Origin of the sequence: Prodigiosinella confusarubida (assembly GCF_002847015.1) — a bacterium.
Classification (GTDB): Bacteria; Pseudomonadota; Gammaproteobacteria; order Enterobacterales; family Enterobacteriaceae; genus Prodigiosinella; species Prodigiosinella aquatilis.
The window spans coordinates 3,060,983-3,083,083 of the sequence record NZ_CP025085.1 but is presented as its reverse complement, the minus strand read 5'-3'; the positions used below and the strand labels follow the sequence as shown (position 1 = coordinate 3,083,083).

Below are 22,101 nucleotides of genomic sequence, written 5' to 3'. Positions count from 1 at the left end.
ATGAGTTGATTATTACTCATTACACAATGAGACACTTTTAGCGTGAAGGGCGGGTCGCCGCTTTCATGCTACGGACAAATTCACTTAGTTGTTCCAACATTTCTTTTGGTCGCTTCTGGTGTTGTTCAATAATTTTTACAATGGCAGAACCAGAAATGGCGCCGGCGGCACCCGCTTTTAATACCAGCTCGACCTGGGTGGGATCGGAAATGCCAAACCCTTGTAGCGGCGGTGCGGCGTGGTATTCATGCAGCTTGGCCAACAGATGGTGCAGCGGTAACTGAGCCCGGGTTTCCGCCCCAGTAACTCCGGCACGGGACAGCAAATAAGTATAGCCACGCCCGTGAGATGCAATTTCGCGTAGCAGTTCATCATCTGCATTGGGTGGGCAGATGAAGATAGGCGCAATGTTGTGACGCTGCGCCGCAGTACGGAATGGTACTGACTCTTCCAGAGGAACATCCGCAACCAGTACAGAATCGACGCCAACCTGGGCGCAGCGCTGGTAAAATGTGTCGATACCATTGCTGAACACCAGATTGGCATACATCAGTAATCCCATTGGCAATTCAGGGTATTTCTGGCGGATAACAGTGAGCATTTCAAAACAATGTTCAGGCGTCACTCCGGCAGCGAAGGCTCGCAAGGTCGCATTCTGTATCGTTGGGCCATCCGCCAGCGGATCGGAAAACGGAATGCCTAATTCCAGCGCGTCGGCCCCCGAAGCAACCAGCGTATCAATAATTTGTAGTGATAGTTCAGGGGAGGGATCACCGAGTGTCACAAAAGGTACAAAAGCACCTTCCTTCTTTTCTGCCAATCGACTAAACAAGGCATGGTAACGTTCCATCATATTTCTCCCCGAGCTTTCAGAATATCGTGAACTGTAAAAATGTCTTTGTCCCCACGACCGGAAAGGTTAACGACCAGGATTTGTTCTTTCTCCGGCTCTGCTTTAATCATTTTGATCGCGTAAGCCAATGCGTGAGAAGACTCCAGCGCCGGAATTATCCCTTCATGGCGGGACAATTCTTTAAAGGCATCCAATGCTTCATCATCGGTTATTGAGACGTAATCCGCCCGACCAATGCTATTGAGATAGGCATGCTGTGGCCCGACTGATGGGAAATCCAGTCCGGCGGAAAGTGAATAGGACTCTTCAATCTGGCCTTCAGCCGTCTGCATCATTGGCGATTTCATACCAAAGTAAATACCGACCCGGCCATGTTTTAGCGGAGCGCCATGCTGTCCGGTTTCAATGCCTAACCCTGCAGGTTCAACACCAATCAGGCGAACCGTTGGCTCGTCAATAAAGTCGGCAAACATACCAATGGCGTTGGAGCCCCCCCCAACACACGCAAGTACGGCGTCTGGCAGGCGGCCCTCTCTTTCGAGCATTTGCGCCTTGGTTTCTTCGCCGATCATCCGCTGAAATTCCCGAACAATCGTGGGATAGGGATGTGGGCCGGCGGCCGTTCCCAACAGATAATGTGCTTGTTCATAACTGCCAGACCAATCTCGCAGCGCCTCATTACAGGCGTCTTTCAGTGTAGCGGAACCACTGTGTACCGGGATGACTTCCGCTCCCATCAGTCGCATACGGAATACGTTCGGCGACTGGCGCTCTACATCTTTCGCTCCCATATAAATACGGCATTTTAGCCCAAGAAGCGCACAGGCCAACGCCGTTGCCACTCCGTGCTGACCCGCACCGGTTTCAGCGATAATCTCTGTTTTCCCCATACGCAGGGCAAGCAATGCCTGTCCCAGAACCTGGTTGGTTTTGTGCGCGCCACCGTGCAGGAGGTCTTCCCGTTTCAGGTAAAGTTTGGTGCGGGTTCCCGCCGTCAGATTTTTACATAAGGTCAGCGCTGTGGGGCGCCCGGCGTAGTTTTTCAACAGATCAGTAAACTCGGCCTGAAATTCAGGATCACGCTGTGCATTGACGAATGCATCTTCAAGCTGGCGCAACGCTGGCATCAGTATTTGTGGTACGTATTGTCCACCAAACTCACCAAAATAAGGATTAAGTAACGTCATAATAAGCCTGTCTTTATTTGATTCAATGGGGCGCGATGTTGCTGCGCAGTGCGCAGGATGTTAAACACCGCCGCGATTTTCTGTGGATCCTTGATACCCGGTTGGCTTTCCACGCCGGAATTAAAATCCAGACCGGCGCAACCGAACGTAGTGGCCTGGGCTGTATTTTCTGTGCTCAATCCGCCAGCCAGTAACACATGATTTAGTGTGTGTCCGTGCAGCAAGGACCAGTCGAACGTCTTACCACTGCCACCTTGGGTATTATCCAGCACGATGCGATCGACGTTTTCCAGTTCAAGCCCAGGTAGTGTGGTATTCACACCCAGTGCCTTCCAGATTTTGCATTGTGCTGGAAGTTGTTGGCGTAATGCGTTGATGGTGTGTTGATCTTCATGTCCATGCAATTGAACCGCAGCCAGATTAAGTTTCTCTGCTGTTGTGACGATATCGGCAATTGTTGCATCACGAAATACACCGACATAACGCAGCGCCGCACCCGTGATGATGGTTTCAGCCTGTGCGACGGAAATATACCGGGGAGATGACTCGACAAAAATCAGCCCACCATAAACAGCACCGGCCTGATAGGCGACGGCAGCATCTTCGGGTCGAGTCAGCCCGCAGACTTTATTTTCTCCCAGAATGACCCGGCGTACGGCCAAGGCAAGATCCGGCTCAGACATCAGGGAACTGCCAATCAGAAAACCGTCAGCGAACGGGCTGAGCGCCTGAATGTCTGCAAAGCGGCTGATGCCTGATTCGCTAATCACGGTAACACTGGCGGGTAAACGTGGTGCCAGCGTGCGGGTTCGGTTCAGATCGATGGAGAGATCACGTAAGTCCCGGTTATTAATCCCGACAACTTGCGCGTCAAGATGAATAGCGCGTTGTAATTCGCTTTCATTACTGGCTTCTGTTAATACGCCCATGTTCAGGCTGTGCGCCACCGCGGCCAATTGCCGATACTGCGTATCATCCAGAACAGAGAGCATTAGCAGAATGGCATCCGCCTGATAATGCCGGGCCAGATAGATTTGATAAGGGTCAATAATAAAGTCTTTGCACAGTACCGGTTGTGGGACTGTTGCGCTGACCTGAGCCAAAAATTCAAAATTGCCCTGAAAGTATTTTTCATCTGTTAATACGGAAATTGCCGACGCGTAATCCTGATAAACCCGGGCTATCGCCACCGGATCAAAATCGGTACGAATCAACCCTTTTGAGGGAGACGCTTTTTTACATTCAAGGATGAACGCTGGGTGAGCACGTTTTAGTGACTGATAAAAGCTGCGCTGGCTGGGTTTCACCAGATGTTGAAAATCTGCCAGTGGCTGCTGTTGCCGACGTCCCTCGATCCACAACGCTTTGTCGCGCACAATTTTAGTTAATACGGTGTCTTGCATCACATCATTATCCTCTGGCGGCCAAGGCAACAACGCGCTGATATGCCTGCCCGCTATGTATCACTTCCAGTGCCTGTTGCGCGTTTTGTCGCAGATCTTCCTGTCCAAACAGTTTCAACAGCAACGCGACGTTGGCGGCGACCGCAGCTTCATGGGCACGTTCACCGTGACCTTGTAGCAGTTGTGCCAGAATATCACGGTTTTCTTCGGGCGTGCCGCCCTGCAATGCCGCCAGTGGAAAGCTGTCCAATCCAAAATCGCGGTGAGTCAATTCATACACGTCTATATTACCGTCACGTAGCTCGGCTACCTGAGTCGGAGCATGAATGGCCACTTCATCCATACCACCGCCATGTACTACTGCGGCGCGCTGATAACCCAATACTTTCAGTGTTTCAGCAATAGGACGAACCAGTTCCGGGCTGTAAACGCCGATCAACGCCAGTGGTGGATGTGCCGGGTTGATTAACGGACCCAGTACGTTGAACACCGTGCGAGTTTTCAACTGCTGACGAACCGGCATTGCATGACGAAACCCGGTGTGATATTGCGGAGCAAACAGGAAACATACCCCAAGTTCGTCTAGTGCCTGACGAGATGTCTGTGCCGACATATCCAAACGAATACCAAATGCTGACAGCAGGTCGGAAGAGCCGGAGCGGCTGGATACGCTGCGATTACCATGTTTAGCCACTTTCACTCCGCAACTGGCCGCGACAAATGCGCTGGCTGTGGAAATATTAATGCTGCTGGTGCCGTCGCCACCGGTACCAACGATATCGGCAAACAGATAGTCGGGGCGTGGAAACGGTTGAGCATCTTCCAGTAGTGCGGCGGCAGCCCCGGCGATTTCGTCTGGATGTTCACCACGGACTTTCATGCTAATCAGCGCGGCGGCCAATTGGGTCGGCTCCAGTTCACCCCGGACAATGGCACGGAATAACTGGTGACTTTCCTGGCGGCTGAGCGTTTCTGCACAATAGAGTTTTTCGAGAATACTTTTCATGATTTTTTCCTTGGCTATGCCAGTGCCCATTCCAGGGTTTGATTCAACAACCGTGCACCGTGGGTGGTCAGTATGGATTCAGGATGGAATTGAAAACCACAGACCCTATGTTCATTGTGACGAACCGCCATCACCATATCGTTAAAGCGGGCATTGACAGTAAGTTCGTCGGGAATGTTACTGCCTACCAGCGAGTGATAACGCGCTACCGGTAAGGGGTTTGGCAGGCCGTTAAACATTTCCTGTCCGTCATGTTCGATAGAAGAGGCTTTGCCATGCAGGATTTCCCCGGCCTGACCAACATGACCGCCGTAGGCTTCGACAATGGCCTGATGCCCAAGACAAATACCGACGATTGGCAATCGTCCACGTAATTGCTGCAACAGCTCGGGCATACAACCGGCCTGAGCGGGCGTGCCGGGACCGGGAGACAGCATCAGAATCGCGTTTTCCATTTGTTGTAGACGCTCGATTATCACGCTGGTGGGGAGTTGATTACGATAAACCACAACATGATGTTTGCTGGCCCGCAGTTGATCGACCAGGTTGTACGTGAACGAGTCGATGTTATCGAGCAATAGGATATCCGCCATTAGAACACCTCCTTGGCGTGGTGGGCGCTGGCAATGGCGCGTAAAACAGCACGGGCCTTGTTACGGGTTTCATCGGCTTCAGACTGGGGATCGGAATCCAGCACGATACCGGCGCCAGCCTGAACCGTGGCTATGCCATCTTCCACATAGGCGGAACGAATGACGATGCAAGTATCCAGATCACCGTGTGCGGTAAAATACCCGACGGCGCCGCCATAGCTGCCTCGCCGGTTCTTTTCGCTATTGGCAATCAGCTGCATGGCGCGTACTTTGGGGGCCCCGCTCAACGTACCCATATTCATGCAGGCGCGATAGGCATGTAGTACATCCAGATCGGCTCGTAACGTGCCGACTACGCGGGAAACCAGATGCATCACGAATGAATACCGGTCAACTTTGGTCAAATCGGCCACGTAACGGCTACCCGGCTCGCAGATACGCGCCAGATCGTTGCGTGCCAGATCCACTAGCATCAAATGCTCTGCCAGCTCTTTATGATCGGTACGCATTTCCAGCTCGATACGGCTGTCCAGATCGCGATCCAGGGAACCATCCGCATGGCGTCCTCGGGGGCGGGTGCCGGCAATTGGATAAATTTCAATCTGACGACTATCAGCTGAGTATTTCAGGGAGCTTTCCGGTGAAGCGCCAAACAGGGTGAAATCCTGGTCCTGCATGTAGAACATATACGGACTGGGATTGTTATCCTTCAGCGTTTGATAAGCAGACAGCGGGGAAGGACAGGGCAGAGAGAAACGTCGGGAGGGAACGACCTGAAAAATTTCCCCGATGCGGATAGCCTGTTGCATCTGACTGACTACTTCACCATAGTCTTCATCACTTTGATTACAGCTCAGAGTCATACTCTCAACGAACTGACAAGGCAGAGGCGGGGCGGGTTGAAGCAACTGATGCTGTAACTGTTTCAGTCGTTGCTGCAAACGCTGACGTTCGGCACTGTCTGACGTAAACAGGCTGGCCTGAATGTGAGTGACTTGTTGTTGGTGATCAACAATCACCAAGGTTTCAGCCAGATAAAAACAGTAGTCCGGGCAACGCTGTTGTTGTCCCAGCGGTGGTAATGCCTCAAATCCGGCGACCAGATCGTAGGCAAACAGTCCACCTAGAAACATGGCTTCACGTTCGTTGGGGGGACACTTTACTAGAGTCAGTAACTGACGAAGGGCATCAAATACGGAAAGGGAACACAGACGTGCATCCTCATCCTGTATCATGTCTGTAGCAGGAAAAGTCAGTTCGCGACAATTGGGGCGCGCTTCAATAATCACACTGGGCGGAAAGGCATCATCCAGTAATGGTAGCAATGACGCGCCGTTAGCGGTTAGCGCCTGTATGAAAACCTGGGGACCCAGTGCGGTAATGCGCAATGCACTGTCAACGATCAACAGACTCTTCAGGTTTTGCTTACTATCAATTTCAGCCGATTCCAGCAACAGTGTGGCAGGTCTGGCACCACAGAGCTGATGAAACATCGCACTGGGATTGTTGTGGTAAGTTGCCTCAGTACTCAGGAGTTCAAGTTCGGATTGTGTTGTCTGCATTATCTTTACTCTTGTTTTGCCCATAAAAAAACCCGCTGATGAGCGGGCTTTGGGATATCTGCATGTTCTGATAACAGCTATGCGTGATTACTCCGCCCGCGAAAGGGAAGAGCGCCACCAACCTGCATTTTTCTTTTTAAACAGCATTGCCATTATCGTATCCCTTGCGTTTTGCTGAACTTGTGTACTAGTTAACTGGAACGAAGTAAATAAGTCAATAAAAAATTCAGGTTATTTTTAAGGTGTTTCACACAGAGTACCTATAGTCAGAAAATCCGATTCTTTCTTATCCTTTTCCCCTTGTTAATGGCATGATGCCGTCAAGTCTTCACTCCTGACTGGATAAATAACCACTGTGCCAGAAGCGTCTTCGATACTTTCTTCTTTTCCGCTTTATGATTTGCATAGCCATACGACAGCATCCGACGGACTACTGACGCCAACAGAACTAGTTCAGCGTGCCGTTGAGATGCGGGTCGGTGTGCTGGCTATTACCGACCATGACACGACGGCTGCACTGGATGAGGCGCAGACCGCGATTCGCCAGTGTTCTTTGCCGTTGCGATTGATTACCGGTGTTGAAATCTCAACATTGTGGGAAAACCATGAAATTCATATTGTTGGGCTGGGGCAGGATTGCAGTCATCCGGCACTGGTAAACCTGTTGCAGCAACAGTCCGACTATCGCTTGCAACGGGCGGAGCATATCGGCTTGCGGCTGGAAAAGGCACAAATTCCTGACGCGTTCGCCGGTGCCGCCCGACTGGCCGCTGGCGGCACGATAACTCGTGGGCACTTTGCCCGCTATCTGGTAGAACAAGGGCGTGCGGAGAATATCAGTCAGGTCTTTAAGAAGTACCTGGCAAAAGGGAAAACCGGTTATGTTCCATCACAGTGGTGTACAATACAACAGGCTATAGACGCAATACACCAATCAGGAGGTGTTGCAGTGCTGGCTCACCCTGGACGCTATGATTTAACGGCTAAGTGGTTGAAACGGCTACTGCGTCATTTCACCGATTGTGGTGGTGATGCAATGGAAGTGGCGCAGTGCCAGCAGGCACCTGATGAGCGTTTGCAATTGGCGCGTTATGCGCGGGAATATCGTTTGCTGGGATCTCAGGGTTCAGATTTTCATCAACCCTGTGCCTGGATTGAGTTAGGTCGTAAGTTGTGGTTACCTGGCGATGTTGAGCCAGTGTGGCAGCATGCGGCGCTGACGCAACGGTGAGTATCTGCTGGCGCGATCAGATCAGCGGACTGCTGATGAGCAAAAGACTGGTGCGCTGTGTTTTGGGAGGCATAAGGTAGTATGAGTCAGTTTTTCTATATTCACCCACAGAACCCTCAATTACGACTAATTAATCAGACGGTGGAAGTGCTGCATAAGGGGGGGGTTATTGTCTACCCTACGGATTCTGGCTATGCACTGGGATGTATGTTGGAAGATAAATCCGCGATGGAACAGATTTGCCGTATACGCAACGTGGACAATAATCATAATTTCACACTGGTGTGTCGCGATCTGTCCGAATTATCCACCTATGCTTATGTGGATAATACGGCATTTCGTCTGATTAAAAACAATACCCCTGGGAATTACACCTTTATCCTGAAAGCAACAAAAGAAGTTCCGCGCCGCCTGATGAATGAAAAACGTAAAACCATCGGTCTGCGTGTTCCTTCTAACCCAATAGCATTGGCACTGTTGGAAGCGTTGAACGAACCGCTGATGTCCACGACATTAATCTTGCCGGGCAATGATTTTGCGGAGTCAGATCCGGAGGAGATACAGGAACGTTTGGGAAAACGAGTGAATCTGGTTATTCATGGTGGTTCTTTGGGGCAACAACCGACCACCGTGATTGATTTGACCGACACGTCGCCGCAGATCGTTCGGGAAGGTACCGGAGATGTCACCCCTTTTCTATAGAGGGTGGTGGATTTCCCTTCATTGGGTCTAACATTTGGCATACAAATGGCGCGAATCTCTGTATAATCGCGCCATTATTTTTTATAACTCATTATTTTTCCATGAGTTACCGCTACAGCTGGTAACAGATCCATCCCCCCGACGCCTGGGAAGGCGACACTTAGAGGTTGCTCGATGAGCGAAAAGCTACAGAAAGTGATGGCGCGCGCAGGTCATGGTTCGCGCCGTGAAATTGAAAGTATGATCCAGCAGGGACGAATTAGCGTTGATGGTAAAATTGCCACGCTGGGCGATCGTGTTGAGGTCACCAACGCGACAAAAATCCGCATTGATGGTCATGTGGTTGTTGTTCGGGATACCGAGCAAACAGTATGCCGCGTGCTGATGTATTACAAACCGGAAGGCGAACTTTGCACCCGCAGCGATCCAGATGGTCGTCCTACCGTGTTTGACCGTTTACCAAAAATTCAAGGGTCTCGTTGGGTAGCAGTAGGTCGTCTTGATGTTAATACGTCTGGATTACTGTTGTTTACTACGGATGGTGAACTGGCAAACCGATTAATGCATCCCAGCCAGGAAGTAGAAAGGGAGTACGCTGTACGTGTGTTTGGTGAGGTAAATGATGAAAAAATCAAACAACTCAGCAAGGGCGTACAGTTGGATGATGGTCCGGCATCATTCCGCAAGATTCGCTACCAGGGGGGTGAAGGATTAAACCAATGGTATAACGTGACATTGACCGAAGGACGTAACCGTGAAGTGCGTCGTTTGTGGGAAGCCGTTGGCGTACAGGTCAGTCGGTTGATCCGTGTTCGTTACGGTGATATCCAACTACCCAAAGGGTTGCCCCGTGGTGGCTGGGCAGAAATGAACCTCACGGATGTCAATTATCTGCGTGAATTGGTTAAACTTATACCAGAAACCGTTAGCAAACTACCCGTGGAACGCGAACGTCGGCGTGTCAAAGCCAATCAAATCCGTCGTGCCGTGAAACGACATAGCCAAGTGAGTACCACGCGCCGTAACGCGCCTAAACGTAACGGTTAGCATGCGTCAGGATACTTGCACAATGCACAGTATCCTGATGTTATTTGATCCTGATGTTATTTGTGTGATTACCAGTCAATGCCTTGCTGAGCTTGGATCCCTGAATCAAAAGCATGTTTCACCGGGCGCATTTCGGTCACAGTATCGGCCTGGTTCAGTAAATCACGATGGCAGCCTCGTCCGGTGATAATCACACTCTGGTGCGAAGGTCGCGCATTCAATACTTCAATCACCTCATCCAGCGGTAAATAATCGTAGCTGATCATGTATGTCAGCTCATCCAGCACCACTAAATCCAATTGCGGGTCAGCCAGCATGCGTTTTCCGTGTTGCCACACGAGATGTGCCGCCTCGGTGTCGGTTTGCCGGTTCTGGGTGTCCCAGGTAAAGCCAGTAGACATGACCTGAAATTCAACACCATGCTGTTGCAGCAGGTTTTTTTCACCATTGGGCCATTCTCCTTTGATAAACTGAATCACGCCTGCTTGCAGTCCATGTCCGACAGCTCGAGTTACCGTGCCGAAGGCTGCGGTGGTTTTTCCTTTTCCATTGCCAGTAAATATCATGATAATGCCGCGTAGCTGGGTTGCGGTGGCAATGCGGGCATCGACTTTTTCTTTCAAACGTTGCTGACGCTGCTGATGTCGTTCATCATTCATGTCGGGGTTTCCCCAGTGCTTATTTATGGTGTGGGATGTCGCAATTAGTCGACGGTCCCCGGTTTTTTACCGGGTTGGGCGTCAAAACTGATTCCTGTTTTACGTCGGCTGTCATCACCCATCAAATAAAGATAAAGCGGCATAATATCCGCTGGTGTTTTGAGCTTGTCCGGGTCTTCATTCGGAAAAGCAGCTGCGCGCATAGCGGTACGAGTGCCGCCGGGATTAATACAGTTCACTCGCAGATTTTTGTGGCGATACTCTTCTGCCAGTACCTGCATCATTCCCTCAGTAGCGAATTTCGAAACTGCATAGGCTCCCCAGCCGGAACGTCCCTGACGGCCTACGCTTGAACTGGTGAATACCAATGAGGCGCTCGGGGACTTTAGTAATAACGGCAACAATGCCTGGGTAAGCATGAATGTTGCGTTGACGTTGACGTGCATTACCTGATGCCAATGCTCCACTGATTGATCCGCCATTAAAGCAATATCACCTAGCAGACCAGCATTATGCAGCACACCATCAAGTTGAGGAATGGACTGAGACATCTGTTCTGCTATCAAGAAAAATTGCTCTGAAGTGGTTGTCAGCATATCGCAGGGGATTACCAACGACGACGTACCACACTCTTGCTCAATCTGTCGTTTTACATCATGTAGCTTACTTTCTGTCCTGCCCAACAAAACCATGTGGGCACCAAAACGAGCATAGGTGAGTGCAGCCTCTCGTCCAATACCGTCTCCAGCACCGGTAACTAATATAATTCTTCGTTTTAAAAGGTCTTTTTTAGGTGTGTAATACACAGCAATATCCTCTTGCCTTGGCTGTGGCATGCCGATTTTCAGGTTGTCTATTGTCTTTACTCAGGTGAACAACCTGATAATAGAAAAGGCAATAATGGTTTTTTATGCCTGAAACAATAAGGGGTTTCAATGAGACTGCGGCGATTTACCTCAAACTGCGTCACAAAAAGTAGCGGAAAGTATGGATTAAGCATGAAGATCATCGCCATTGGTCGCGCCATACGTTACGTTATAGAGACAGCGTACAACGTACGCAATGTTGTAGTTAGTTAATAATCAAGATTATATTCATAATTTGGTCAATGAAGGCGGTATTTGTGGAGTTACTTTCTCAGTATGGTTTATTCCTGGCAGAAATCCTGACCATCGTCGTCGCAATCGGCGTATTGGTGGTGTTGATATTCAGTATGACCCAACGTAAACGCCAGCGTAAAGGTGAGTTACAGGTCGTTAATCTGGGTGAGCAATATCGCGAAATGCAGCGGGATATGCAAGCGGCTGCGATAAGCGATGCTGAACGCAAGGTGTTGTTGAAGAAAAATAAAAAAGAGGAAAAGGAAACCGCTAAACAGGAAAAGCAGCGCGTTAAAAGGGGGGATACGAAAGCGATCAAACCCTGTCTTTACGTCCTTGATTTTAATGGCAGTATGGATGCTGGCGAAGTCAGTTCACTGCGAGAAGAGGTTTCCGCCATTCTGGCAGTAGCCAGAACGGAAGATGAGGTCTTGTTGCGTCTTGAAAGTCCTGGCGGTGTGGTTCACGGTTATGGGTTGGCTGCATCTCAGTTACAGCGTTTACGCCAGGGCGGGATCCGTCTTACCGTGGCAGTGGATAAAGTGGCTGCCAGCGGCGGCTATATGATGGCTTGCGTGGCGGATCGCATTGTTGCAGCCCCGTTTGCTATTGTGGGTTCCATTGGTGTTGTAGCACAGATCCCTAATTTCAACCGGCTGTTGAAAAATAAAGACATTGATGTCGAGTTACATACGGCTGGCGAATATAAACGGACATTGACGCTATTTGGCGAAAACACGGAAGCAGGACGTGAGAAATTTCGCGAGGAGCTGAATGCAACTCATCAGTTGTTCAAACAGTTTGTTCAACAAATGCGCCCTTCACTGGATATTGATGCGGTGGCGACAGGGGAGCATTGGTTTGGATCACAGGCGAGAGATCTGGGATTGGTTGATGCCATTGGTACCAGCGACGATTTACTGATTGCGGAAATTGCCACACATGAGGTGTTGTCCGTGCGTTATACCCGCCGTAAACGCCTGATTGATCGATTGACAGGTAGCACCGGGGACACGATAGAGAGAATGATGTTGCGCTGGTGGCAGCGGGGGAACCAGCCGCGGTTGTAACTGAATCGATTGTTAATGAAAAGGCCCGCCGTTTTGCAAGGCCCACAAGAGTTGGATAACTGACAACTCTGCAAAGGGCTATCAATATCAGGCGGGATTTTTTTGTCTTAAAGGGTGTTGACGATTCGACCTGTAGCGGGAGAGGAGTCTCTTTTGAGCAAATTATTGCTCACCATAATCATATATTGTCAGTATTGAAACTGGGTGGACGTGGAGTAGAGTGTTAATTAACACGTTCCCTCAGGTTTTGTCCAATATACGGCAGCAAAGCGTCGCATGGTTCCACCATGGGTTATCATTGACCGATTCATGGAATACCTCAAAACCATGTTCAGCCAGTTCTTTTCGTAACAATGGCAAAGGCATAAGCGTTCGCCAGGGTTGGCCCTCTTTCCTGAGCTGATAGTGTTCCGCATCATAATTTTCACGGTCCTGCGGTCTTTTGGGTTCTCCACACATGCTGCTGACGATGAATATCCCGTCGGATTTGAGGACGCGCTTAATTTGGCTGAAGCAACGTGGCCGTTGTTCCCCAATCAGGCAGTGGATACAACTGCCGTCGTAGACCACCATGAATTGTTGGGAAGCATAGTTATCCAGCACGCAAACATCCCCTTGTTGAAAACGACCAATCAGGCCTTCGGCGGAAAATTTCTCCTGCGCCCAGGTAATTGCGGTAGGTGAAATATCCACACCATCAACCAGATACCCTTGCCGGGCCAGCAACAATGATACCATGGCACCATTGCCGCATCCCAGTTCAAGACAGGTGGAACCGGGCGCAGGTATAATGCCAGCCTGTTGCAAAGTTTGTATCGTGGCTGTCAGATAATGCCAGGCCCTCTCGTAACCTGCGCCGGTCCAGGCCGGGTCACCCTTACTTTTTAATGTCTGGTAAAGCCGCTCATAAATAGACATTGTCACTGTTCATAGCGTCAACTTTCTTTAATCCGCAAGGTAATACTTCTCCGACAGCACATGAGCCAGATGTTTAAACATATTAAATACGGCCGTAGTTTTCAGTGTCGGTAGTCCATCCTGGTCGAGAAAATACTCACCGCGAAAAATCAGTATGCCATTTTTCTGCTCCACGTCGTTGGCCTCCATACCATGCAGATAATCGTCATGATTTTTTATCAGCATGTTGGCTTCAGTCAGTAGTGCCTGGCGATCGATCGATATTTTTTCTTCATTTGAGTGTATAAAATCGGACATGTGCTCATACTCCTGCATCAACAATCTTCAGGGCATTGTACTGCCTGACGTGACTTTCCCGCAATTGGACTACATTTTTTCATACAATCTGCCGATACTGCTTAGTCTCTTCATCAGTGAAAAGAGCGAGATATGCTAATTAGGTTGCGTGACGTTATTTATCAGGTAGAGTGTGGGATTTTGTATAGTCAGCGGAATAATTTCTTTACACCATAGCTGCCTGCGTTTGTTTGTGACTACAATGTAGTAAATGAATACCACAGATAGATCATAGCGTTGCGGTAAGGTAGACGGTGATATCCGGCCTGATACCACGATAACAGAACGATTTTCCCGTAACAGGCGGCTAATTGAGCATCTGATGCTGAAAGTAGCGATAGATGCCTGCGAAGATTTTTACTTTTTTAAAGAATTCAGTAGGTAACCATAAATATGGGTAAAGCTCTCGTCATAGTTGAGTCCCCGGCAAAAGCCAAAACGATCAATAAATATCTAGGCAATGACTACGTGGTGAAATCCAGCGTCGGTCATGTGCGCGATTTGCCAACCAGTGGCTCCGGTAGTAAGAAGAGTTCGGACTCAACCAACGGCAAAACTAAAAAAGCCGTCAAAAAAGATGAAAAATCGGCGCTGGTCAACCGAATGGGGGTCGATCCTTATCACGGTTGGGATGCGAATTATGAAATCCTGCCGGGCAAGGAAAAGGTCGTCTCTGAGCTGAAGACATTGGCAGAACAAGCAGACCATGTTTATCTCGCTACCGACCTTGACCGCGAAGGGGAAGCCATTGCGTGGCACCTGCGGGAAATAATTGGTGGGGATGAAAAACGGTTCAGTCGTGTGGTGTTCAACGAAATCACCAAAAATGCGATCCAGCAGGCATTTAAAAACCCTGGAGAGTTGAACATCGATCGTGTTAATGCCCAACAGGCCCGTCGCTTTATGGATCGGGTCGTAGGCTACATGGTATCGCCTTTGCTATGGAAGAAAATTGCCCGAGGGTTATCGGCGGGACGTGTGCAGTCAGTGGCTGTGCGTTTGGTGGTGGATCGTGAGCGAGAAATAAAGGCGTTTGTCCCAGAAGAATACTGGGAACTTCACGCCGAGATGCAAACGGCCCATGACATCATGCTGCAAATGCAGGTAACGCACCATAACGGAAAACCGTTTAAGCCAGTCAATCAGGTCCAGACGCAGTCGGCCGTCAGTTTGTTGGAAAAAGCCCGTTATGTCGTGGCTGAGCGTGAAGATAAACCGACCAGTAGTAAGCCTGGCGCTCCTTTTATTACATCGACGCTTCAGCAGGCAGCCAGTACCCGTTTGGGCTTTGGCGTCAAGAAAACCATGATGATGGCCCAACGCTTATATGAAGCGGGTTATATCACCTATATGCGTACTGACTCGACTAACCTGAGTCAGGATGCGTTGAATATGGTGCGCGGATATATCAGCGACGAATTCGGTCAGCGTTATTTGCCTGAGTCGCCGAATTTTTACAGCAGTAAAGAGAATTCGCAGGAAGCTCATGAAGCAATCCGTCCTTCAGATGTCAAGGTTTTGTCTGAACAACTGAAAGATATGGAAGCGGATGCCCAGAAATTGTATCAGCTGATCTGGCGTCAGTTTTTGGCCTGTCAGATGACGCCTGCACAGTACGACTCCACCACGCTGGTGGTGAAAGCCGATGATTACCAGCTTCGTGCCAAAGGCCGTACTTTGCGTTTTGATGGCTGGACCAAAGTGATTCCGGCGTTACGCAAAGGTGATGAAGATCGTACATTGCCATCCGTTGAGGTGGGCGAAACACTGACGTTAGAAAAACTGTTACCAAGCCAGCACTTTACCAAGCCATCTGCGCGTTACAGTGAAGCGTCTTTGGTGAAGGAATTGGAAAAACGTGGCATTGGCCGTCCTTCCACTTATGCATCAATAATTTCCACCATTCAGGATCGTGGTTATGTGCGGGTTGAAAACCGTCGTTTCTATGCCGAAAAAATGGGGGAAATTGTTACTGACCGTTTGGAAGATAATTTTCGCGAGCTGATGAGCTATGATTTTACTGCTCGCATGGAGAGTAGCTTAGACCAGGTCGCGAACAATCAGGCGGCATGGAAAGCCGTGTTGGACGAGTTTTTCGCCGAGTTCAGCCAGCAACTGGAAACCGCTGAGCAGGAACCAGAAGCGGGGGGAATGCGACCCAATCTGATGGTGCTGACCAGCATCGATTGCCCGACCTGTGGTCGCAAGATGGGGATTCGTACCGCCAGTACGGGCGTTTTTCTGGGGTGCTCAGGTTACGCTCTACCGCCAAAAGAACGCTGCAAAACCACCATCAATCTGATTCCAGAAGCTGAAGTGCTGAACATACTGGAAGGTGATGAAGCCGAAACCAATGCACTGCGTGCTCGCCGTCGTTGTCCGAAGTGTGGCACTGCTATGGATAGTTATCTGATCGACAATCAGCGTAAGCTGCATGTCTGCGGTAATAATCCATCTTGTGATGGCTATGAAATAGAAAACGGCGAGTTTCGTCTCAAAGGCTATGATGGCCCAGTGGTGGAGTGCGAGAAGTGTGGTTCGGAAATGCATCTGAAGATGGGGCGTTTTGGTAAGTATATGGCGTGTACGAATGAGAGCTGCGGTAATACCCGCAAGATTTTGCGCAGTGGTGAGGTTGCTCCGCCGAAGGAAGATCCTGTACCGCTGCCTGAATTGGCTTGTGAAAAATCCGATGCTTATTTCGTACTACGTGATGGTGCTGCGGGTGTTTTTCTGGCCGCCAATACGTTCCCGAAATCTCGTGAGACGAGGGCACCATTGGTCGAAGAGCTGTTTCGTTTCAAAGATCGGTTGCCGGAGAAACTACGTTATCTGGCTGATGCTCCGATAACGGATAACGAGGGGAATAAAACATTGGTCCGCTTTAGCCGTAAGACCAAACAGCAGTATGTTTCTTCAGAGAAAGAGGGTAAGGCTACTGGGTGGTCAGCGTTTTATGTAGACGGAAAATGGGTTGAGACAAAGAAATAGCTTTTTTGCCGATAGACTCAGGTATCCCGGTTAATAAAACCAAATGCTTTATGGCCAGCCTGTTTAGGCTGGCTTTTTTGATCTGCATAAGGTGAGTGTAATCTGTCAAGGGTGATAATACGCTACCAGGGTCATGAGAGAAATATAACGCTTTCTTCATACTGATAGTTTCTCTGTGGGCGAAAAAGAAAGTGGTTATATAAAATATATTTTTATGATTAAATGTCATTTAAATGGTGAAAAAATATGCCGTTTATTAGGGGTGAAGTGAGTTCTTTTGCAGTGATGATCAAAAAATTAAAGATGGTGTGCGCATTATTCAATCTGGGATGGAATATATTATGAAACTGCAACAGCTTCGTTATATTGTTGAAGTTGTTAATCACAACCTGAATGTTTCCTCTACTGCAGAAGGCCTTTACACTTCTCAACCAGGGATCAGTAAACAAGTCAGAATGTTAGAAGATGAGCTGGGGATTCAAATTTTTGCCCGCAGCGGAAAACACTTAACACAGGTAACGCCTGCGGGTCAGGAAATCATCCGTATTGCCCGGGAAGTGTTATCCAAGGTAGATGCCATCAAGGCCGTCGCCGGAGAACATACTTATCCAGATAAAGGGTCGCTTTATGTCGCAACGACACATACTCAGGCTCGTTACGCGCTGCCAAGTGTGATTAAAGGCTTTATAGAGCGTTATCCTCAGGTATCTCTGCATATGCATCAGGGATCACCGACTCAGATAGCGGAGGCGGTAGCAAAAGGCACCGCAGATTTTGCCATTGCAACGGAAGCACTACACCTCTATGACGATTTGATTATGTTGCCGTGTTACCATTGGAACCGTGCGGTAGTGGTGAACCCTGATCATCCCCTGGCGTCTAAAACCACTATCACTATTGAAGAACTGGCTTCCTATCCTATCGTGACCTATACCTTCGGTTTTACCGGCCGTTCAGAGCTGGATACCGCGTTTAACCGTGCAGGTCTCACCCCGAAAATTGTGTTTACTGCCACAGATGCAGACGTGATTAAAACCTATGTACGGTTAGGGTTAGGGGTGGGTGTGATTGCGAATATGGCCGTCGATCCACTGACCGATCCCGATTTGGTGACCCTCGATGCGGATAGCATTTTTGGCTATAGTACGACGAAGATCGGTTTTCGTCGCAGTACATTTTTGCGTAGTTATATGTATGATTTTATTCAGCGTTTTGCTCCACATCTTACTCGGGATGTCGTCGACACAGCCGTTGCATTACGTTCCAATGAAGAAATCGAATTGATGTTTAAAGATATTAGTCTGCCAGTAAAGTAAGGCAGTAAAAATGGAAAGCCTGAGATATATACATTTCAGGCTTTTTATATGAGAAGGTTTTACTGGGTGATGTTGATAATACCAGTCGCTATTTCTGTGGTGTGTTCTTCTTGCGTCATACGCGTCAGCTTCGGCGCGGTCAATAGCATGAGTATGGCGATAATGCCGGTTACGATACCAATCTGTAGAAAGACATGGCTGTAGATAGCCAGTGACTCATGAGCGTCCACCACATTTTTCGGTACAGCCATCAGGTTGGCAACATTACCTGCGATCAGCGCCGCCGCCGCCGTAGTCAAAAACCAGGCTCCCATAATGAACCCCATCAGGCGTTGCGGCACCAACTGTGCCACCATAGCCAGACCCAGACCGGAAATCATCAGCTCACCCACACTTTGTAGCGCATAACTTGCTATCAGCCAGTTAACCGAAACAATACCTTGTTCATTGGCCATGCTGGCTCCCCAGGGGAGTACCAGGAATGCGCCGGAACAGAGCACCATACCAATAGCGAACTTGTGTGGCATAGGCAGATGATCGCCCATTTTATTGTATATTGCCGCCAGGAACGGGCTGGCAACCATGATCCAGAACGGATTTAGTGCTTGATACTGTTCCGGTTCAAAGGCAATACCAAAAATGGAGTGCCCAACATTGCGGATGGCAAAGAAGTTAAGTGAGGTCGGCATCTGGCTATAAAGCACAAAGAATACGACGGCTTCAATCATTAATATAAAGGCGACGATCATTTTGCGACGTGCCGTACCGTGCAAGCGGAATGTTTCTCTAGCGAAAATCAGGATAATGCCCAGAGAGATAATAGCCAGCATCCAACGGGCAACGAGTTGGTTATGCAGTAGCCAGACTGAAATACAGATCAGGGCAACAATCCCGACCAGCGTCATCAGCAGTTTTCGAATGTTGATCGGTACAAAATCGGGCTGTGAACCATATTTTTTCACCCACTTACGGCAGAACATGAAGTTGACCAGGGTTAATACCATGCCTATGACGCTGAGGGAAAATGCTACATTCCAGCCATAATGTACCGCCAGCCAAGGTGTCGCCAGCATGGAAAAGAATGAGCCGATGTTCACCGACATGTAATACATGGTGAACGCGCCATCAAGGCGTGGATCATCCTTGGCATAACAGGTAGAGAGCAAGGCGGCGGGATTGGCTTTGAACAGCCCGTTACCCACCGCAATGGTTGCCATACCAGCATAAACCCAAAATAGATCATGGCCGGAGTAGGCGATCATGGCATAACCTATCGCCAGCGTCATTGTGCCAAGTACAATGACGCGTTTGGTTCCTAATACTTTGTCTCCCAGCCAGCCACCAATGGCAATAAAGCCATAAACCAGGGCGCTGAACGAAGAAAACAGTGTAATGGAATCTGTTTCCGACATTCCCAGCATTTTGACCAGATAGACGGCCATAATGCCTTGTAAACCGTAGTAGCCAAAACGCTCCCATAGTTCGATAGAGAAAATGAGATAGAACGCCTTTGGTTGTTTGAACGCATTCATACTGACGCTTTCAGAAGGCGTGTTGTTTTTGTTTGCTGAAGACACTAAAAAAACCTCTGATTGTTGGTATCTCGTTTTTTTAAGCGAGAAAATAACAAGCGTGATACAGCTGTTCTGTATCTGATTTTGTTGTTATGAGAAGGACAAAGGGCGCTTATATTGACTCTATTCTCGACACAGACAAGTCATTTTACATGTTTGGTTACACATGGTTTTTCCAGTGTAATAAGACTAAAAATGAATTGTTATGTAGATTTTAATTTTGTATCTTCGTTTTAACTTGAATCTTTATATTGAAACAATCAGTGTAAAATTTAATTAAGAATAATAATCTTGACTATTAGCTATATGTTGGAATTTATTTGGCAGTTATGTGTAGTTATCAAGATATATATGTTGTTTTACTTATTTCATACGGAATTAACTAAAATAAATGAAAGTGATCGGTTTTGGATAAAAATGAACAGAGTTTTAGATCAATACTTCATGACTAAATTTACGATAGAAAAAAATAAATCGACCAGAATTATTGGTTGATTAGGTAATAGTTACAAAAAGGAAATAAAACGACGTGACGGTCATAAAACGCGATGCTTTGATGCGCCATGCGTTGAGGAAAGGAGCGTAACCGATGTTACGCGTATGTTTTCTCTTTAAACTCGCACAGATCTTCAATCAGACAAGAACCACAGCGTGGTTTGCGGGCAATACAGGTATAGCGACCATGCAGAATCAGCCAGTGGTGGCAGTCGACTCTGAACTCGGCGGGTACCACTTTTAACAGTTTTTCTTCTACCTGTTCGACATTTTTGCCCGGTGCAAACCCTGTTCGGTTGCATACACGAAAAATGTGCGTATCGACGGCAATGGTTGGCCAACCGAAAGCGGTATTCAGTACAACATTGGCTGTCTTTCTACCTACGCCGGGCAGAGCTTCAAGTGCGGCGCGGTCTTCCGGAACCTGCCCCTGATGATGCTCTATCAGCATACGGCAGGTTTTTATCACATTTTCCGCCTTGCTGTTAAATAACCCGATAGTTTTGATGTAGGTTTTGACTCCATCCACGCCTAAATCCAGCATTGCTTGTGGTGTATTGGCAATTTTATAAAGTTTTTCCGTGGCTTTGTTCACACTGACATCGGTAGCCTGTGCGGAGAGTAATACAGAGATCAGCAATTCAAACGGAGAGGCGTAATGAAGCTCTGTTGTGGGATGAGGATCGTTTTCTCGCAGTCGAGCTAAAATGGTAATCCGCTTTTCCTTGTTCATGATAATTTTGCCTCAGCCTTTGAAGATGTCGCAGAGTGTTGTACCGCCTGATGGCGCTGTTTGAGTTTCTCGTCAATTACGTATTTACCCGCCAGCATCAGCCCCAGACCAATAAACGCACCGGGTGGAAGGATCATCAGTAGGAATGGAGAGTCAAGGTGGATCACCTCGACACGCAATACGCTGGCCCAGCTCCCTAACAGGCGATCGGCCCCATCAAACACCGTACCATTGCCTAAAATCTCACGCATGGCTCCCAGCACGAGGAGGGCTCCGGTGGCGCCTAGTCCCATCGCTAATCCATCCAGCGCCGAAGGTATTATGGGATTCCGAGAAGCAAATGTTTCAGCACGACCAATGACGATACAGTTGGTGACGATCAAGGGAATAAAAATCCCCAGTGATTGATACAGGCCATACGCATAGGCGTTGATCAGCATCTGTACCACACTGACTACCGAAGCAATAATCATCACATAAATAGGGATCCTGACTTCTGCCGGAACCCAGCGGCGCAGTGCCGATACCGCAACGTTGGTACACAGCAGAACCAGTGTTGTCGCTAACCCCAACCCCAGTGCATTGGTGACGGTGGAGGAAACGGCTAACAGCGGACATAACCCCAGCAATTGCACCAATGCAGAGTTGTTTTTCCATAATCCTTGTATAAAAAGTTCTCTGGGATCACTCATTGGATTTCTCCACAGCGGGTAAGGGTGGCAAGACGTGGCGGCAATGTTTTCAAGAATAACGTGCTGCGTTTAACCGCGTTGACCACGGCGCGAGGCGTGATGGTCGCTCCGGTAAATTGATCAAACTCCCCGCCATCCTTTTTCACTGCCCAGCGAGGGTCATTTTGTCCTTGTACTGTTTTGCCAGTAAAACTCAGGATCCAGTTCGAGACGTGAATATCAATTTTATCGCCTAATCCAGGCGTTTCATGCTGCTCAATCACCCGGGTGCCTAATACCGTACCCTGAAAATCAGCGCCAATAAGTAATTGAATGGAACCAGAGTAGCCATCAGGGGCGGTGCTCTCCAGTGCGGCAGCAATAAGTTGGCCACCCTTACGGGCGATGAATACTCGATGGGGGGCGGTGTTGCCCAGAGCATCATTAGTGACAACGTAACACTCATGCAGAGGATCGTTGTCATAAAGCGTCGCAGGAATCACCTGATCCAGCAGCATTTTTTGCTGTTCCTGCACTTGCCGGGAAATGGCGTTTTGGGTCAGGTGGTAAACCACAGCTGTTAGACCCGTGGTCAGCGCGGCAAATATCGCCAGCGTCACGGCATGGCGACGCATGGTTGTCAACATAATGATT

The 22,101-nt window shown here is 48.7% G+C and carries 18 protein-coding genes, 1 pseudogene and 1 other annotated feature; of the genes and pseudogenes, 6 read left to right on the top strand and 13 right to left on the bottom strand.

What is annotated here, in order from left to right; all coding sequences use genetic code 11:
* Positions 1-37: 37 nt before the first annotated feature.
* The 5 genes and pseudogenes from trpA to CWC46_RS13840 all read right to left on the bottom strand — a co-directional run bounded on the left by trpA (position 38) and on the right by CWC46_RS13840 (position 6,604).
* A complete protein-coding gene (gene trpA, locus CWC46_RS13865; protein WP_021015965.1) occupies positions 38-850 on the bottom strand; it encodes a tryptophan synthase subunit alpha in 813 nt (270 codons plus the stop codon).
* Positions 850-2,040: a tryptophan synthase subunit beta gene (gene trpB, locus CWC46_RS13860; protein WP_021015966.1), complete on the bottom strand. Its 1,191-nt coding sequence runs from the start codon at positions 2,038-2,040 to the stop codon at positions 850-852. The genes trpA and trpB overlap by 1 nt, the downstream gene beginning before the upstream one ends.
* Complete coding sequence (gene trpCF / locus CWC46_RS13855) at positions 2,037-3,443, bottom strand: bifunctional indole-3-glycerol-phosphate synthase TrpC/phosphoribosylanthranilate isomerase TrpF (RefSeq protein ID WP_021015967.1); 1,407 nt, start codon at positions 3,441-3,443, stop codon at positions 2,037-2,039. The genes trpB and trpCF overlap by 4 nt, the downstream gene beginning before the upstream one ends.
* Before the next feature lie 7 nt (positions 3,444-3,450).
* A pseudogene (gene trpD / locus CWC46_RS23765) lies at positions 3,451-5,042 on the bottom strand (bifunctional anthranilate synthase glutamate amidotransferase component TrpG/anthranilate phosphoribosyltransferase TrpD).
* A complete protein-coding gene (locus tag CWC46_RS13840) occupies positions 5,042-6,604 on the bottom strand; it encodes an anthranilate synthase component 1 (protein WP_021015970.1) in 1,563 nt (520 codons plus the stop codon). The pseudogene trpD and the gene CWC46_RS13840 overlap by 1 nt, the downstream one beginning before the upstream one ends.
* 22 nt (positions 6,605-6,626) lie before the next feature.
* Positions 6,627-6,730 (bottom strand) — a sequence feature (Trp leader region).
* Between the two features lie 229 nt (positions 6,731-6,959).
* Here CWC46_RS13840 and rnm point away from each other — a divergent pair.
* The 3 genes from rnm (at position 6,960) to rluB (ending at position 9,584) form a co-directional block, all read left to right on the top strand.
* A complete protein-coding gene (gene rnm, locus CWC46_RS13835) occupies positions 6,960-7,835 on the top strand; it encodes an RNase RNM (RefSeq protein WP_021015971.1) in 876 nt (291 codons plus the stop codon).
* A gap of 81 nt (positions 7,836-7,916) precedes the next feature.
* Positions 7,917-8,537 (top strand): L-threonylcarbamoyladenylate synthase, encoded by a 621-nt coding sequence (locus CWC46_RS13830; RefSeq protein WP_021015972.1) that lies wholly within the window; start codon positions 7,917-7,919, stop codon positions 8,535-8,537.
* A 174-nt stretch (positions 8,538-8,711) separates the two neighbouring features.
* The gene (gene rluB, locus CWC46_RS13825) at positions 8,712-9,584 is read left to right on the top strand and encodes a 23S rRNA pseudouridine(2605) synthase RluB (protein ID WP_021015973.1); all 873 of its coding nucleotides are present in this window, start codon (positions 8,712-8,714) and stop codon (positions 9,582-9,584) included.
* 68 nt (positions 9,585-9,652) lie between these two features.
* On the opposite strand, the gene cobO is transcribed toward rluB, so the two are convergent.
* Complete coding sequence (gene cobO, locus CWC46_RS13820) at positions 9,653-10,243, bottom strand: cob(I)yrinic acid a,c-diamide adenosyltransferase (protein WP_021015974.1); 591 nt, start codon at positions 10,241-10,243, stop codon at positions 9,653-9,655.
* Between the two features lie 44 nt (positions 10,244-10,287).
* Positions 10,288-11,049, bottom strand: a complete 762-nt coding sequence (locus tag CWC46_RS13815) for a YciK family oxidoreductase (RefSeq protein WP_021015975.1) — start codon at positions 11,047-11,049, stop codon at positions 10,288-10,290.
* A 317-nt stretch (positions 11,050-11,366) separates the two neighbouring features.
* Between CWC46_RS13815 and sohB the strand changes: the two genes are divergently transcribed.
* Entirely contained in the window at positions 11,367-12,413 is a 1,047-nt protein-coding gene (gene sohB, locus CWC46_RS13810) for a protease SohB (protein ID WP_021015976.1), read from the top strand.
* A 240-nt stretch (positions 12,414-12,653) separates the two neighbouring features.
* Here the strand turns inward: sohB and CWC46_RS13805 are convergent, their stop codons facing one another.
* Positions 12,654-13,331 (bottom strand): class I SAM-dependent methyltransferase, encoded by a 678-nt coding sequence (locus tag CWC46_RS13805; RefSeq protein ID WP_021015977.1) that lies wholly within the window; start codon positions 13,329-13,331, stop codon positions 12,654-12,656.
* 27 nt (positions 13,332-13,358) lie between these two features.
* The gene (locus CWC46_RS13800) at positions 13,359-13,628 is read right to left on the bottom strand and encodes a YciN family protein (RefSeq protein ID WP_021015978.1); all 270 of its coding nucleotides are present in this window, start codon (positions 13,626-13,628) and stop codon (positions 13,359-13,361) included.
* Between the two features lie 432 nt (positions 13,629-14,060).
* Between CWC46_RS13800 and topA the strand changes: the two genes are divergently transcribed.
* Together topA and cysB are read left to right on the top strand one after the other, a co-directional pair.
* Positions 14,061-16,658: a type I DNA topoisomerase gene (topA, locus tag CWC46_RS13795; protein ID WP_021015979.1), complete on the top strand. Its 2,598-nt coding sequence runs from the start codon at positions 14,061-14,063 to the stop codon at positions 16,656-16,658.
* A 341-nt stretch (positions 16,659-16,999) separates the two neighbouring features.
* Positions 17,000-17,974: an HTH-type transcriptional regulator CysB gene (gene cysB / locus CWC46_RS13790; RefSeq protein ID WP_021015981.1), complete on the top strand. Its 975-nt coding sequence runs from the start codon at positions 17,000-17,002 to the stop codon at positions 17,972-17,974.
* A 59-nt stretch (positions 17,975-18,033) separates the two neighbouring features.
* Here cysB and dtpA read toward each other — a convergent pair whose 3' ends face one another.
* The 4 genes from dtpA to rsxG form a co-directional block, all read right to left on the bottom strand.
* Positions 18,034-19,551, bottom strand: coding sequence for a dipeptide/tripeptide permease DtpA (gene dtpA / locus CWC46_RS13785; RefSeq protein ID WP_021015982.1), 1,518 nt, complete (start codon positions 19,549-19,551; stop codon positions 18,034-18,036).
* Between the two features lie 589 nt (positions 19,552-20,140).
* Positions 20,141-20,776, bottom strand: coding sequence for an endonuclease III (nth, locus tag CWC46_RS13780; RefSeq protein ID WP_021015983.1), 636 nt, complete (start codon positions 20,774-20,776; stop codon positions 20,141-20,143).
* Positions 20,773-21,468, bottom strand: a complete 696-nt coding sequence (locus tag CWC46_RS13775) for an electron transport complex subunit E (protein WP_021015984.1) — start codon at positions 21,466-21,468, stop codon at positions 20,773-20,775. Before CWC46_RS13775 ends, nth begins: the two co-directional genes overlap by 4 nt.
* Complete coding sequence (gene rsxG, locus CWC46_RS13770) at positions 21,465-22,094, bottom strand: electron transport complex subunit RsxG (protein WP_021015985.1); 630 nt, start codon at positions 22,092-22,094, stop codon at positions 21,465-21,467. The genes CWC46_RS13775 and rsxG overlap by 4 nt, the downstream gene beginning before the upstream one ends.
* Positions 22,095-22,101 lie beyond the last annotated feature (7 nt).